The sequence below is a fragment of the Neisseria sp. HMSC068C12 genome, assembly GCF_001814095.1.
Taxonomy (GTDB): domain Bacteria; phylum Pseudomonadota; class Gammaproteobacteria; order Burkholderiales; family Neisseriaceae; genus Neisseria; species Neisseria perflava.
Genome location: NZ_KV814825.1, coordinates 69,485 through 82,464 on the forward strand (window position 1 = coordinate 69,485; position 12,980 = coordinate 82,464).

11 protein-coding genes are annotated in these 12,980 nt (G+C 46.2%); 9 read left to right on the forward strand and 2 right to left on the reverse strand.

Annotated elements, in window-relative coordinates; genetic code table 11:
- The first annotated feature begins 43 nt into the window (after window positions 1–43).
- From HMPREF2952_RS08185 to HMPREF2952_RS08195, 3 genes are all read left to right on the forward strand, one after another.
- On the forward strand, window positions 44–664 hold the full coding sequence (locus HMPREF2952_RS08185) for a trimeric intracellular cation channel family protein (protein WP_049336490.1): 621 nt from the start codon (window positions 44–46) through the stop codon (window positions 662–664).
- A gap of 101 nt (window positions 665–765) precedes the next feature.
- A complete protein-coding gene (gene gatB / locus HMPREF2952_RS08190) occupies window positions 766–2,196 on the forward strand; it encodes an Asp-tRNA(Asn)/Glu-tRNA(Gln) amidotransferase subunit GatB (RefSeq protein ID WP_003685244.1) in 1,431 nt (476 codons plus the stop codon).
- Window positions 2,197–2,275: 79 nt separating this feature from the next.
- A complete protein-coding gene (locus HMPREF2952_RS08195) occupies window positions 2,276–3,280 on the forward strand; it encodes an FAD-binding oxidoreductase (RefSeq protein ID WP_004520131.1) in 1,005 nt (334 codons plus the stop codon).
- A gap of 240 nt (window positions 3,281–3,520) precedes the next feature.
- Here HMPREF2952_RS08195 and HMPREF2952_RS08200 read toward each other — a convergent pair whose 3' ends face one another.
- Complete coding sequence (locus tag HMPREF2952_RS08200; RefSeq protein ID WP_070695503.1) at window positions 3,521–5,626, reverse strand: LysM peptidoglycan-binding domain-containing protein; 2,106 nt, start codon at window positions 5,624–5,626, stop codon at window positions 3,521–3,523.
- A 155-nt stretch (window positions 5,627–5,781) separates the two neighbouring features.
- Here HMPREF2952_RS08200 and HMPREF2952_RS08205 point away from each other — a divergent pair, with 155 nt between their 5' ends.
- From HMPREF2952_RS08205 to HMPREF2952_RS08225, 5 genes are all read left to right on the forward strand, one after another.
- Window positions 5,782–6,441 carry a class I SAM-dependent methyltransferase gene (locus tag HMPREF2952_RS08205; protein ID WP_049336494.1) on the forward strand — a complete coding sequence of 220 codons (660 nt, stop codon included), beginning with the start codon at window positions 5,782–5,784 and terminating at the stop codon, window positions 6,439–6,441.
- 44 nt (window positions 6,442–6,485) lie between these two features.
- Window positions 6,486–7,313: a DNA-formamidopyrimidine glycosylase gene (gene mutM, locus HMPREF2952_RS08210; protein ID WP_070504764.1), complete on the forward strand. Its 828-nt coding sequence runs from the start codon at window positions 6,486–6,488 to the stop codon at window positions 7,311–7,313.
- Between the two features lie 64 nt (window positions 7,314–7,377).
- Window positions 7,378–8,163, forward strand: a complete 786-nt coding sequence (locus HMPREF2952_RS08215) for a 1-acylglycerol-3-phosphate O-acyltransferase (protein WP_049336498.1) — start codon at window positions 7,378–7,380, stop codon at window positions 8,161–8,163.
- 188 nt (window positions 8,164–8,351) lie between these two features.
- A complete protein-coding gene (locus HMPREF2952_RS08220; RefSeq protein WP_004520136.1) occupies window positions 8,352–9,089 on the forward strand; it encodes a redoxin family protein in 738 nt (245 codons plus the stop codon).
- A 252-nt stretch (window positions 9,090–9,341) separates the two neighbouring features.
- A complete protein-coding gene (locus HMPREF2952_RS08225) occupies window positions 9,342–10,748 on the forward strand; it encodes a dihydrolipoyl dehydrogenase (protein WP_004520137.1) in 1,407 nt (468 codons plus the stop codon).
- Window positions 10,749–10,827: 79 nt separating this feature from the next.
- Here the strand turns inward: HMPREF2952_RS08225 and HMPREF2952_RS08230 are convergent, their stop codons facing one another.
- Window positions 10,828–11,958 (reverse strand): PilT/PilU family type 4a pilus ATPase, encoded by a 1,131-nt coding sequence (locus HMPREF2952_RS08230; RefSeq protein WP_004520139.1) that lies wholly within the window; start codon window positions 11,956–11,958, stop codon window positions 10,828–10,830.
- Between the two features lie 204 nt (window positions 11,959–12,162).
- Here HMPREF2952_RS08230 and HMPREF2952_RS08235 point away from each other — a divergent pair, with 204 nt between their 5' ends.
- Window positions 12,163–12,864, forward strand: coding sequence for a 5'-methylthioadenosine/adenosylhomocysteine nucleosidase (locus HMPREF2952_RS08235; RefSeq protein ID WP_049336499.1), 702 nt, complete (start codon window positions 12,163–12,165; stop codon window positions 12,862–12,864).
- The last annotated feature ends 116 nt before the right edge of the window (window positions 12,865–12,980 follow it).

The window sequence follows — 12,980 nt, forward strand, 5'->3', positions numbered from 1 at the left end:
CCTGAATGTATTGAGGTGCTGCATATTGTAGATATTTAAAAACATGACAGCCACCGACTTCATTCAAATCATTGGGACAGCTGCGTTTGCCATTTCAGGCTATTTGGTCGGCTACAACAAGCGGTTGGATGTGCTCGGTGTCGTCATTACTGCGTTACTGACGGCTGTCGGCGGCGGCATGATACGCGATGGCTTGGTTGGCCGGATTCCGCAAGTGTTTTTGCAAACCGATGCGCTGATTGTTGTGTTTGCTACGCTTGCTATCGCATGGTTGATAAGGGTGCAACGTTATCGCAGCACCTATTTGGCCGCTGCTTTTATTATTGCCGATGCCATTGGTTTGGCAGCGTTCAGCATTACCGGTGCACAAATCGGTATGGCTTTGCAGCTTAATCTGTTCGGCGTTATTTCTTTGGCTTTTGTGACTGCCGTTGGTGGCGGTATTGCGCGCGATATTTTGGTCAATGATGTACCGATGATTTTGCGTACCGACCTTTACGGCAGCGTGGCTATTTTGATTGGCGGGCTGATTTATCTGTTCGGGCATTTGGGCTGGATTAATATTTTTACGTTAAACCTGCTCTTTGCCGGCGGATTGTTGTTCCGTCTGACTGCATACCATTTCCATTGGCAACTGCCCGGTTTCCAACGCCGCAGGAAATAAACTTATCTTACAGGCGGCCTGTTATGGTTTTTTATTCAGGCCGTCTGAAAAACGAATCACTCATTTAACCGATTAACTTTTTTTTCGACAGAAAGACCCTTATGACTTGGGAAACCGTAATCGGACTGGAAATCCACGTCCAACTCAACACCCAATCCAAAATCTTCAGCGGCGCATCCACTGCATTCGGTGCCGAACCTAATGCCCATGCCAGCGTGGTTGAGTGTGCGTTGCCGGGCGTATTGCCGGTAATGAACCGCGAAGTCGTCGAAAAAGCCATCAAACTCGGTTTGGCTTTGGATGCGAAAATTAATCAGAAAAACGTGTTCGACCGTAAAAACTATTTCTATCCTGATTTACCGAAAGGCTATCAAATCAGTCAGTTGGATTTGCCGATTGTTGAGCATGGCAAATTGGAAATCGTAGTGGGTGACGAGGTTAAAACCATCAATGTTACCCGTGCGCACATGGAAGAAGATGCGGGTAAATCCGTACATGAAGGTTTGAACGGTGCTACCGGTATCGACTTGAACCGTGCCGGTACGCCTTTGTTGGAAGTTGTCTCCGAGCCTGAAATGCGTTCCGCAGCCGAAGCTGTGGCATATGCTAAAGCGTTGCATGGTTTAGTGACTTGGCTGGATATTTGCGACGGTAATATGGCGGAAGGTTCGTTCCGTGTTGATGCCAACGTTTCTGTACGTCCAAAAGGTCAGGCCGAGTTCGGTACACGCCGTGAAATCAAAAACCTCAACTCTTTCCGCTTCTTGGAACAAGCCATCAATTATGAAGTGGAAGCGCAAATCGAAATTTTGGAAGATGGTGGTAAAGTACAGCAGGCAACCATGCTGTTTGATCCTGAAAAAGGCGAAACCCGTGTGATGCGTTTGAAAGAGGATGCGCACGATTACCGCTATTTCCCGGATCCGGATTTGCTGCCGGTCATTATTTCAGACGGCCAATTGCAAAAGGCCAAAGAGCAAATGCCTGAGTTGCCGCATGAAATGGCGGCGCGTTTTGTTGCCGATTACGGCGTGTCTGACTATGATGCGCGCCTGTTGACTGCCAGCCGCGCCCAAGCTGCCTATTTTGAAGAAGCGGCCAAAGCCTGCGGCCAAGGTAAATTGACGGCGAACTGGATGAACGGCGAGCTTGCCGCTACCTTGAACAAAGAAGGTTTGGAATTGGCTGAAAGCCCGATTACAGCTCCACGCCTTGCCGAGTTGGTTGCTAAAGTTGCAGATGGAACATTAAGCAGCAAATTGGCGAAAAAAGCTTTTGAAGCGATGTGGGCTGAGCCTGAAGCAGGTATTGCCGAAATCATCGAAAAACATGGTTTGCAACAGATTACTGACACTGGCGCAATTGAAGCGATGGTGGATGAAGTGTTGGCAAACAATGCGAAAGCCATTGAGCAATTCCGTTCCGGTAATGAAAAAGCCTTAAATGCGATTGTCGGCCAAGTGATGAAAGCAAGTAAAGGCAAGGCCAATCCGGCTCAGGTTCAAGAGTTGATTAAAGCCAAATTGGCTTGATAGATAGGATAGGCCGTCTGAAAACAGGTTTTATTTTCAGACGGCCTTTGTTTTTGATAATAAATTTATTCTAAATACCATGACACATACCATTACCTTACCAGATCAAACTACATTTACGGCGAATGAGGACGAAACTGTTCTTGCTGCCGCAACCCGTCAGAATTTAAATTTGCCTCATTCTTGCAAAAGTGGTGCCTGCGGGCAGTGTAAGGCTGAGTTGATTAGTGGCGAATTTGAAATGGGCAAACATATTGATAAAGCCATCAGTGAAGAAGAAAAAGCACAAGGTAAAGTGTTATTGTGCTGTACCACTGCAAAGAGCGACCTCAAAATCAATGTGCCGGGTTTTAATCAAAATGCTTTGCCGGTGCGCACTTTGCCTGTACGCATTGAAACGATTGAAATCAAACATGATGTTGCTTTGTTGCGATTGGCTTTGCCTAAAGCGCCGTCATTTGCATTTTATGCCGGACAATATATTGATTTGCTGCTTCCCGGCAATATCAGCCGCAGCTATTCAATTGCCAATTCTCCTGACCAAGAAGGTGTTTTGGACCTGCATATCCGCAAACGTGAAAACGGCGTATGCTCAGAAATGATTTTTGGTGCCGAGCCTAAAATCAAAGAAAAAGGCATTGTCCGCGTTAAAGGGCCATTAGGTACATTCACTTTGCAACAGGACAGCAATAAACCGATTGTTTTGTTGGCAACGGGTACAGGTTACGCACCTATCCGCAGCATCTTGCTTGATTTGATTCATCAGAATAGCGAACGTCAGGTTCATTTTTACTGGGGAGCACGTCAGCAGGAGGATTTGTACGCATTGGAAGAAGCAGAAGCATTAATAGACCGTCTGAAAAATGCGAAATTCTCGCCTGTTCTTTCTAAGCCTGATTCCGATTGGAAAGGGGAGAATGGGTACGTGCAAAATGTTGCCGCACAAAATTATCCTGATTTGAGCCAATACGAAGTTTATGCTTGTGGGTCACCAGCTATGACCGAGAGTGCGCAAAGTTTGCTGACTCAAAATTGCGCTTTACCGGAAGATGCCTTCTTCTGTGATGCTTTTTCACCGGCATAGGAATATATTTTACGGAATTCATATGTTTGGATAAGGGTATTTAGCATAGGGTTTGACGACAATTCGTTTGAAGAAGAGAGTGTGTTTTTGCACACTCTTTTTTTATACAGTAATTTTCAAAAAATATTTTTATCTTTAAGTAAAGACTATTCTGTTTGTTATCAAACATTAACTTGATTATCTATCATCAAGAAAAAGGCCGTCTGAATCTTTCAGACGGCCTTTGTTTTAAAGATAATATTAGCTACCAATCAGTTTCAAACGTTGACCGGGAGATACGGTACGGGTATTGCGGTTCCAACGGCGGATATCGTTAATATCAACATTGAAACGGCTGGCGATGGTGTTCAGGGTATCGCCTTTACGTACAGTGTAGGAAACGTTTTGAACCGGGTTGCTGCGGACTTTTGCCGGAGTAGCTGTAACACGGAGGATTTGGCCTTTTCTGATATTGTTGCCTTTGATGTTGTTGGCAATAATCAAATCAGCTACGCTCAAGTTGTAACGTTTGGAGATATTAAACAACGTATCACCATCTTCCACACGGTGTGTGCCTGCTGCAAGTGCTGCAGTTTGTGTGTTTTGTTGGCCATTTACACGGGCAAGACGCGCATTGATGCGTTGTTGTTTAGCGGTATTGGCTGCGATACGTGCTGTACGAGCGCTTTCGGCAGTCACAACAGTTTGAACTTGTTTGGCTTCAGAAGTCGCTTCAGCAACAGTCGCTGCAGGTTCCTCCGCAGGTTGGCTTTGTACCAAAGCCATCAGGTCATCATGCTCTTCTTGAACCGGAGCAACAGCAACAGATTCAACTGCTGGAGTAGGGGCTACATCGTTTGCGGCAACAGTCGGTGCAGTCAAGTCGGCAGGGATAGCTGCTTTTGGTGCTTCAGCAACATTTGTGGCAGCAGGCTCAGCAGTAATATGGGTCATGGCTACAATAGGGGCGGCTACTTCCGCACTTGCAACTTGAGGCTGCGCCTTGGTTTCTGTTACCGCTACGGAAGTAACGTTTTCAGTTTTGCTGCGTGCAATAAAGTCAACCGGTTTGCTGGACTGTGGAACAACAGGAGCAACAATATTGGTCACGGTAGTTTGAGCAACTTTAACCGGTTCTGCTACGCTTGAAGCAATAATCGGCGACATAGCCGGCATATTGGATTGGTAAGTATCCGGCGTATTGTCTTTGTCGATAAAGTTAATAATGTCTTGACTTTGGGTAACTGAGTTTTTAGCCACCAAAATGCTGCGGCCTTCAGAAATGGCGCTACCGCTCAGGCCGTTGAGGCGTTTGAGTTCGGCTACGCTCATGCCGGTATCGTTGGCAATGGCGTTAAGCTTCTTGTTGCCCAAAGAAGTATAAATATCCCAAGACATCAGGGTATCTGGATTGGCATTGCGGTAGTTCTTTTCAAATGCAGAAACCGCAGAAACCGGCAACAACAGGCGACGATTGTTTTTAGGGATAAATACCGGGGCATTGAAACCTGGGTTGAGTGCCAACAGTTCGCTTTCGCTGATGTTTGCAAAACGAGCGATTGTGCTGTTATCAATAGGTTTGTCGATGCTGACAGATTTGAAATACGGCTGATTGCTGATTTCGCTGATATTCATACCGAAGGTTTGCGGATTGGCAACGATATTGCGTACTGCCAATAGTTTTGGAACGTAGTTGCGTGTTTCGTTCGGCATACGCAGGTTTTCGTATGTTGGTTCCAAACCTTGCGCACGGGCGCGGTTTACGGCACGGCCGACGTTACCTTCGCCCCAGTTGTAAGCGGCAAGCGCCAAAGACCAGTCGCCGAACATACCGTGCAGGTATTGCAGGTAGTTCAATGCAGCATCGGTAGCGGCGTAAACGTCGTGGCGGCCGTCATACAAAGGCGTTTTTTCCAAGCCGAAGTGGCGGCCGGTAGCCGGCATAAATTGCCACAGGCCGGATGCGCCGACGTGTGATTTGGCTTTGGTTACGAATGCGCTTTCAATGAAGGGCAGCAAAGCGATTTCGGCGGGCATATTGCGTTTTTTAACTTCATTGGCAATATGGTACATATAAGGTTTGCTGCGGGAGATGGTGCGGTCGAAATATGCACTGTTTGCAGCAAATTTGTTTTCATGGCGGCGAACCAGTTCTGTATTGACTTCGTTGATGCGGAAGTCTTTACGCAACGATGCCCATAAGCTGCCGGAGCCGAAGGTTTGTGCTTTGGCTTGGTCGAGCAGGGCGGAGTTGAGGCGCATCATGGCCATGCCGACTTGGTTGGGTGTAGCGTTTTGTGCGTAGGCTGTGGCGGAAACCGCCGACAGGCTTGAAACGGTCAGAGCGATGGTTTTTAGTTTTGCCATAGTAAATAAAGTTATCAAATATATAATAAAATTTCGTCTTTTTGATAGTATCGTTTCAGCATTTAAACGTCAAGTCGAGCAGGGAATTTGCTTGTGTGATGTGGCCGTGGTGTTAAAATTCTGTCACACAAGTCGGGATGCATAGGGGGCCTTTAATGGAAGTTTTTTTTATGCAAACGCCAATGGGACAATATCTTGCTCAAAAAGAGGCGGATTTTTTCAGACGGCATTTGCAGTATTTGAATAGGCAGGTGGCGGTTCAATTGGGCGGTGTATGGCAGAGGCCGTCTGAAAACATGCTTGTAGTGCCTCGCGATGTGCGGATGGATGCTGAAATGTTGGCATTTGAAACGCATTCCGTGGATGTGTTATTGATGCCCCATCTTTTGGAAGTTTCATCTGCAGATTTGGTGTTGCAAGAGGCGTTTAGGATATTAAAACCTGAAGGCAGATTGATTTTGACGGGGTTCAACCCTAAATCTTTGTGGGGGTTGAGCTCTTGGTTTGATGGGGAAAAGCTGCCTTTGAAATCTCAATGCTTGGCTCTGGCTGAGTTGAAACGAAAAATTGCGGATATTGGTTTTGAAATAGAATATGGGCAGTTTATGGATTATCTGCCTGCTGTGAATTCGCCTTCTGCTTTGAAGTTTTGGCGGTTTATGGAAAAGGCAGGGGATAGGTGGTGGCCGCAGTGTGCAGCGGTTTATGGGATGGTGTTAACGAAACATTTGATTGGTGTCCATCCTTTGCCTGAATTGGAATCTGCATTTGATGGCAATACGGTTGCTTTAAGTACGGCACGTTTGGCCGAATAGTTTTCAGACGGCCTGTATATTAATGATGAATTTGGAGAATAACGATGCCTGAATTACCTGAAGTGGAAACGACTTTACGCGGAATCGCGCCTCATATTGATGGCAAGAAGATAGAAAAAGTCATTATTCGCCAGTTTAAATTGAGATGGCCTATTCATCCAAACTTGGCGCAAATTTTGGCTGGGCACAAAGTTTTGGCATGCAGTCGGCGTGCGAAGTATTTGATTATTACTTTTGAAACGGGTATTTTACTTATTCATTTGGGTATGTCCGGAAGTTTGCGGATTTTTACCGCCGATGATGAGCGCATCGCCACGCCGGATAAGCATGATCATTTAGATTTTGTATTTGATGACGGCACCGTATTGCGTTATCACGATCCGCGTAAATTTGGTGCGGTATTGTGGTATGAGGGTATTGCCGAGCATCATCCGCTGTTGGAAAAACTGGGGCCGGAGCCGCTCTCGGACGATTTTGATGCAAATTACCTGTATCAGAAATTGAAAACCCAAAAGCGTGCAGTCAAATTAGCGCTGATGGATAATGCGGTGGTGGTTGGTGTTGGCAATATTTATGCGAATGAAAGTCTGTTTAAGGCAGGTATTTCGCCATTGCATCCGGCAAATAAGCTGACCAAGAAAGAATGCGCATTATTGGTGGAAACCGTTAAAGCGGTTCTGCAAAGGGCGATTGCAACGGGCGGCAGTACGCTGCGGGACTTTGTCAATAGCGATGGCAAAAGCGGCTACTTTCAGCAGGAATATACGGTCTATGGCCGTCACAATGAGCCTTGTGTCCAATGTGGCGGGCTGATTTTTAAAGAAACTTTGGGGCAGCGTGGAACGTTTTATTGTCCAAATTGCCAGAAATAGTTTCAGACGGCCTTAAATGTCAGAGGCCGTCTGAAAATAATGAATACCATACAGAAGAAATTTTATGTCTAAACAAAAAGCTCCTTTTTTTAAACGACTGGGCAGACTTTGCCGTTTGGCGGCTTGGTTGTTCCGAACCGGCCGGAATTTGCGTGCCATCGATGGCAATAATGCAGAGGAACGCAATCATGCTGTGGTTGTTTTGGGAAAAGGCGCATTGGATGCTTTGGATATTGAATTGGAAATCGGCGTACCGCCTCAAGGCAATGTGAGCGGTACATTGGTAGTGGCCAACCATGTTTCTTGGTTGGATATTTTTGCCATGAGCGCCGTTTATCCGAGCAGTTTTATTGCCAAGCAGGAAATCAGCGGTTGGCCGGTTTTGGGGAAAATGGGTAAAAATGCCGGCACGGTGTTTATCAACCGCAATTCCCGCCGAGATATCGAGCCTATTAACCAGGCGATTTGCGCGGCATTGAAAGCAGGACAGAATGTCAGCTTCTTCCCTGAAGCGCGTACTTCTTCCGGCTTGGGTATTTTGCCGTTTAAAGCAGCCCTGTTTCAATCGGCGATTGATGCGAAAGCGCCGATTCAAGCAGTGACCTTGCGCTATTATGATGGCGAAGGACAACGGACGGACTTGCCGTCTTATGCGGAGGTAAACCTGTTTCAATCTTTATGGCGCATTGTTTCGATGAAGAAAATCTGTATCCGTTTGGATTTCTCGCCTCAATACAAACCGACAGATATGCCGGATAAAGACCGCTATGCTTTGAAAGATATTGCGGAAACAGCCATCGGCGAAATTGTGGCTTCGGATTCGCCCGTTCAGCCCTTACCTAAAAAATAATTTCAGTCAGGCACTTGTTTTATTTCAGATGGCCTTCATTTAGAGGAATAGCTGTTTTCGGTTTAATTGAATTGATAGTTTGATGTAATTAATATTATTTGAACTATAAATTATACAAATCGATAGGCCTGCATTAAAATGCAAGCATTGATTCATTTCTCAAACCCGAATTTTTAAGGAGCTTAAAAATGGCTTTGCAAGATCGTACCGGTCAAAAAGTACCTTCCGTAGTATTCCACACTCGCGTTGGCGACACTTGGAAAGATGTTTCTACTGATGATTTGTTCAAAGGCAAAAAAGTAGTCGTGTTCTCTCTGCCTGGCGCATTTACTCCAACTTGCTCTTCTTCTCACCTGCCACGCTACAACGAATTGTTTGGTGCGTTCAAAGAAAACGGTGTTGACGCAATCTACTGCGTATCTGTAAACGACACTTTCGTAATGAACGCTTGGGCTGCTGAAGAAGAAGCCGACAACATCTACATGATCCCTGATGGCAACGGTGAATTCACTGAAGGCATGGGCATGTTGGTTGACAAAGAAGACTTGGGCTTCGGTAAACGCTCTTGGCGTTATTCCATGCTGGTTAACGACGGCGTGGTTGAAAAAATGTTTATCGAACCTGAAGAACCAGGTGATCCTTTCAAAGTGTCTGACGCTGACACTATGTTGAAATACATTGCTCCTGACTGGAAAGCTCAAGAGTCTGTTGCCATCTTCACCAAACCTGGCTGCCAATTCTGTGCTAAAGCTAAAAAAGCTCTGCAAGACAAAGGCTTGTCTTACGAAGAAATCGTATTGGGCAAAGATGCAACTGTTACTTCCGTACGCGCTATTACCGGCAAGATGACTGCTCCTCAAGTATTCATCGGCGGTAAATACATCGGCGGTAGCGAAGACTTGGAAGCTTACTTGGCTAAAAACTAATCGCCTGTATGCTTGAGACGGTTTAAACAGGCCGTCTGAAAGATAAAATATAGAGTTATTCAGACGGCGTTTACAATTCGGCGTTCTGAATAACTCTATATTCGCAAGTAGAATTTGAGATTATTGTTTTAAATCGATATTTAGGTATTGGCTATTGATTTTTAAATTTTGATAGTTTGTGAAGTTTAGGCCGTCTGAAAACGGATAACCTGATGGCAATATCGGTTTGGATATAGACAGTAAGGATAAAATATGAAAAAGATTCAAGCAGATGTGGTAGTACTGGGTGGCGGTACAGCCGGTATGGGCGCATTTCGCAATGCCCGACTTCATACAGACAATGTTTACCTGATTGAAAATAATGTGTTCGGCACGACCTGCGCGCGCGTGGGCTGTATGCCTTCTAAACTCTTGATTGCCGCAGCAGAAGCGCGCCATCATGCTTTGCATACCGATCCGTTTGGCGTGCATTTGGATAAAGACAGCGTAACGGTAAACGGCGAAGAAGTCATGCACCGCGTGAAGTCCGAACGCGACCGTTTTGTCGGTTTTGTAGTCAGCGATGTAGAAGAGTGGCCTGCCGACAAGCGTATTATGGGTACGGCAAAATTTGTTGATGAACACACCGTCCAAATCGATGACCATACGCAAATCACTGCAAAAAGTTTTGTGATTGCCACCGGCTCACGCCCTGTGATTTTCCCGCAATGGGAAGTTTTGGGCGATCGCTTGATTGTGAACGATGATGTTTTCTCTTGGGATACCCTGCCTAAGAGTGTGGCCGTATTCGGCCCCGGCGTAATCGGCTTAGAGTTGGGTCAGGCTTTGCACCGTTTGGGCGTAAAAGTTGAAATTTTTGGCGTGGCAGGTGCTATTGGCGGTATTTCCGACCCTGTTGTCGCTGAAGAAGCCAAAACTGTTTTTGGTGAAGAGTTGACTTTGCATTTGGATGCCAAAACCGAAGTCAAATTGGACGCAGAAGGCAATGTTGAAGTTCATTGGGAACAAGATGGCGAAAAAGGCGTGTTCCATGCCGAATATGCTTTGGCTGCCGCCGGCCGTCGTCCGAACGTGGATAATATCGGTTTGGAAAATATCAATATCGAAAAAGACACGCGCGGCGTGCCCGTTGCTGATCCGCTGACCATGCAAACCAGCATTCCTCATATCTTTATCGCAGGCGATGCGTCCAACCAACTGCCTCTGCTGCACGAAGCTGCCGACCAAGGCAAAATTGCCGGTCATAATGCCGCTATTTTCCCGAATATTGAGGGCGGTTTGCGCCGTAGCGTAATCGGCGTGGTATTTACCAGTCCGCAAATTGCCACTATCGGTTTGAAATACGCGCAAGTTGCAGCGAAATATCAACCTGACGAGTTTGTCATCGGCGAAGTTTCCTTCCGAAACCAAGGCCGAAGCCGCGTTATGTTGGTAAACAAAGGCCATATGCGTTTGTATGCTGAGAAAGCAACCGGCCGTTTCATTGGTGCGGAAGTTGTCGGCCCTGCTGCCGAACATTTGGCACACTTGATGGCTTGGGCGCATCAAATGAAGATGACGATTCCGCAAATGCTGGATATGCCGTTCTACCATCCGGTTATCGAGGAAGGTTTGCGCACTGCATTGCGTGATGCCGATGCAAAATTGAAACAGGCTTGATTATTTGATGGAATAAAGGCCGTCTGAAACTCATAGTAAGGTTTCAGACGGCCTTTTCTATGCTTTGAAGCTTTTACTTTTAAATCAATTCTAAATCTGGACCGGCATTTTGCGCACGACGGCTTCGTAATTGAATGTCTAGGCGCAAATCGTGGGCGGAGTCGGCATTTTTAATGGCGTCTTGATAGCTGATATCGCCGTTTTCATACAAATCATATAAGGCTTGGTCAAAAGTAATCATGCCCATGCCAGTTGATTTTTTCATCATTTCTTTGATGTTGTGGACTTCGCCTTTTCGAATCAAGTCGGCAATAATGGGCGAATTGAGCAAAACCTCGACAGCCGCTACGCGTCCCCGTCCGCCTTCACGGGGAATCAGGCGTTGCGAAATAAAGGCTTGCAGGTTGAGCGATAAATCGGTTAGCAACTGGTTACGGCGCTCTTCGGGGAAGAAGTTGATGATGCGGTCCAGCGCTTGGTTGGTACTGTTGGCGTGCAGTGTCGCCATACACAAATGGCCGGTTTCCGCGAAGGAAATGGCGTAGTCCATGGTCTCGCGGTCTCGGATTTCACCAATCAGGATAACATCCGGCGCTTGGCGCAGGGTATTTTTCAATGCAATCGGCCAATTTTCTGTATCTACACCGATTTCACGTTGGGTGATGATGCAGTTTTTGTGTTGGTGGATAAACTCAATCGGGTCTTCGATGGTAATAATGTGGTCGAAGCTGTTTTCGTTTCGATAGTCGATAAGGGAGGCGAGGGAAGTGGACTTGCCCGAACCTGTACCGCCGACAAAAATAACCAAACCGCGTTTTCTGAGGGCGATGTCTTTCAGAATCGGTGGCAGATTGAGCGTTTCAAATTTAGGGATATTGCTGGTAATGGAGCGGAACACTAATGCAGTTGCGCCGCGTTGAACCATTGCATTGACACGGAAGCGGCTGGTATCGGGCAGGCTGATGGCGAAGTTGCATTCGTTGGTGGAAGAAAATTCTTCGATTTGTTTGGAAGACATAATCGAAAAAGCGATTTCCATACATTTTTCAGCACTCAGCGGCTCATCGCTCAGTCGTGTGATTTTGCCATCCACTTTCATGGCAGGCGGGAAATTGGTGGTAATGAAAAGGTCGGAGCCTTTGTATTTGTTCATATGGCGTAGCCAAGCGAACAATTCTTCTTTTGCGCCCGGAGTATTTTCGTCAAACATAAGAATTTAGATATTTAAAATAGAGTTATTTTATTGAGAATAATTATAACAGAAGCAATCATTATTTGCTGTTTTGCCCGCTAGAGCGGCAATCTGTTTTAAATTGAGTGTCGTGTTGGGAATATAGCAGATTTTTCAGTATCCCTGTGATTTTAAATTCTGCTGTTATAATGTTGCTCGATTAGTGAATGGAAAGGTAACGAGATGTCAGTACAAACAATTGCCGTGGTCGGCGCAATGGAACAGGAAATCGAGCTTTTGCGTGAAAGTATGGCCAATGTCAAGCATGTGTCCTTCGGTAAATTCTCGGCATATGAAGGCGAATTGACTGGAAAACGCATGGTATTGGTTTTGAGTGGTATCGGTAAGGTCAATGCAGCGGTTTCTACTTCTTGGGTCATTCATCAGTTTGCACCGGATTGCGTCATCAATACCGGCAGTGCAGGCGGTTTGGGTAAAGGTCTGAAGGTTGGCGATGTGGTTATCGGCGAAACTGTGGCGCATCATGATGTTGACGTAACGGCTTTTGGTTATGTTTGGGGACAAGTACCGCAACTTCCTGCTGTGTTTGTATCGGATTCAAACCTGATTCGTCAAGCAGAAAAGGCAGCGCAAGTGTTTGAAGGTGCGGCCGTAACGCAAGGCCTGATTGTCAGTGGCGACCGTTTTGTACACAGCAGCGAAGGTGTTGCGGAAATTCGCAGTCATTTTCCTGACGTAAAAGCAGTTGAAATGGAAGCTGCGGCGATTGCGCAAACCTGTCACCAGTTGGAAGTGCCGTTTGTGATTATTCGTGCCGTATCCGATTCGGCAGATGAGAAAGCGGACATTAGCTTTGAAGAGTTTTTGAAAACGGCTGCCGTCAGCTCGGCGAAGATGGTGACCGAGATTGTCAAATCGCTATAAAATCATGCAAAAGCGTTGAATTTCCGTTAGAATACGGAACGATTCAACCTTATTCTAAGGCCGTCTGAAAACCGAATCCCTGTTTTTTCAGACGGCCTTTCAGCCTTTAATTGCAT

Coding starts and splice junctions, on each gene's coding strand:
- HMPREF2952_RS08185 (WP_049336490.1), top strand. CDS start 44: ATGACAGCCACCGACTTCATTCAAATCATTGGGACAGCTGCGTTTGCC.
- gatB (WP_003685244.1), top strand. CDS start 766: ATGACTTGGGAAACCGTAATCGGACTGGAAATCCACGTCCAACTCAAC.
- HMPREF2952_RS08195 (WP_004520131.1), top strand. CDS start 2,276: ATGACACATACCATTACCTTACCAGATCAAACTACATTTACGGCGAAT.
- HMPREF2952_RS08200 (WP_070695503.1), bottom strand. CDS start 5,626: ATGGCAAAACTAAAAACCATCGCTCTGACCGTTTCAAGCCTGTCGGCG.
- HMPREF2952_RS08205 (WP_049336494.1), top strand. CDS start 5,782: ATGGAAGTTTTTTTTATGCAAACGCCAATGGGACAATATCTTGCTCAA.
- mutM (WP_070504764.1), top strand. CDS start 6,486: ATGCCTGAATTACCTGAAGTGGAAACGACTTTACGCGGAATCGCGCCT.
- HMPREF2952_RS08215 (WP_049336498.1), top strand. CDS start 7,378: ATGTCTAAACAAAAAGCTCCTTTTTTTAAACGACTGGGCAGACTTTGC.
- HMPREF2952_RS08220 (WP_004520136.1), top strand. CDS start 8,352: ATGGCTTTGCAAGATCGTACCGGTCAAAAAGTACCTTCCGTAGTATTC.
- HMPREF2952_RS08225 (WP_004520137.1), top strand. CDS start 9,342: ATGAAAAAGATTCAAGCAGATGTGGTAGTACTGGGTGGCGGTACAGCC.
- HMPREF2952_RS08230 (WP_004520139.1), bottom strand. CDS start 11,958: ATGTTTGACGAAAATACTCCGGGCGCAAAAGAAGAATTGTTCGCTTGG.
- HMPREF2952_RS08235 (WP_049336499.1), top strand. CDS start 12,163: ATGTCAGTACAAACAATTGCCGTGGTCGGCGCAATGGAACAGGAAATC.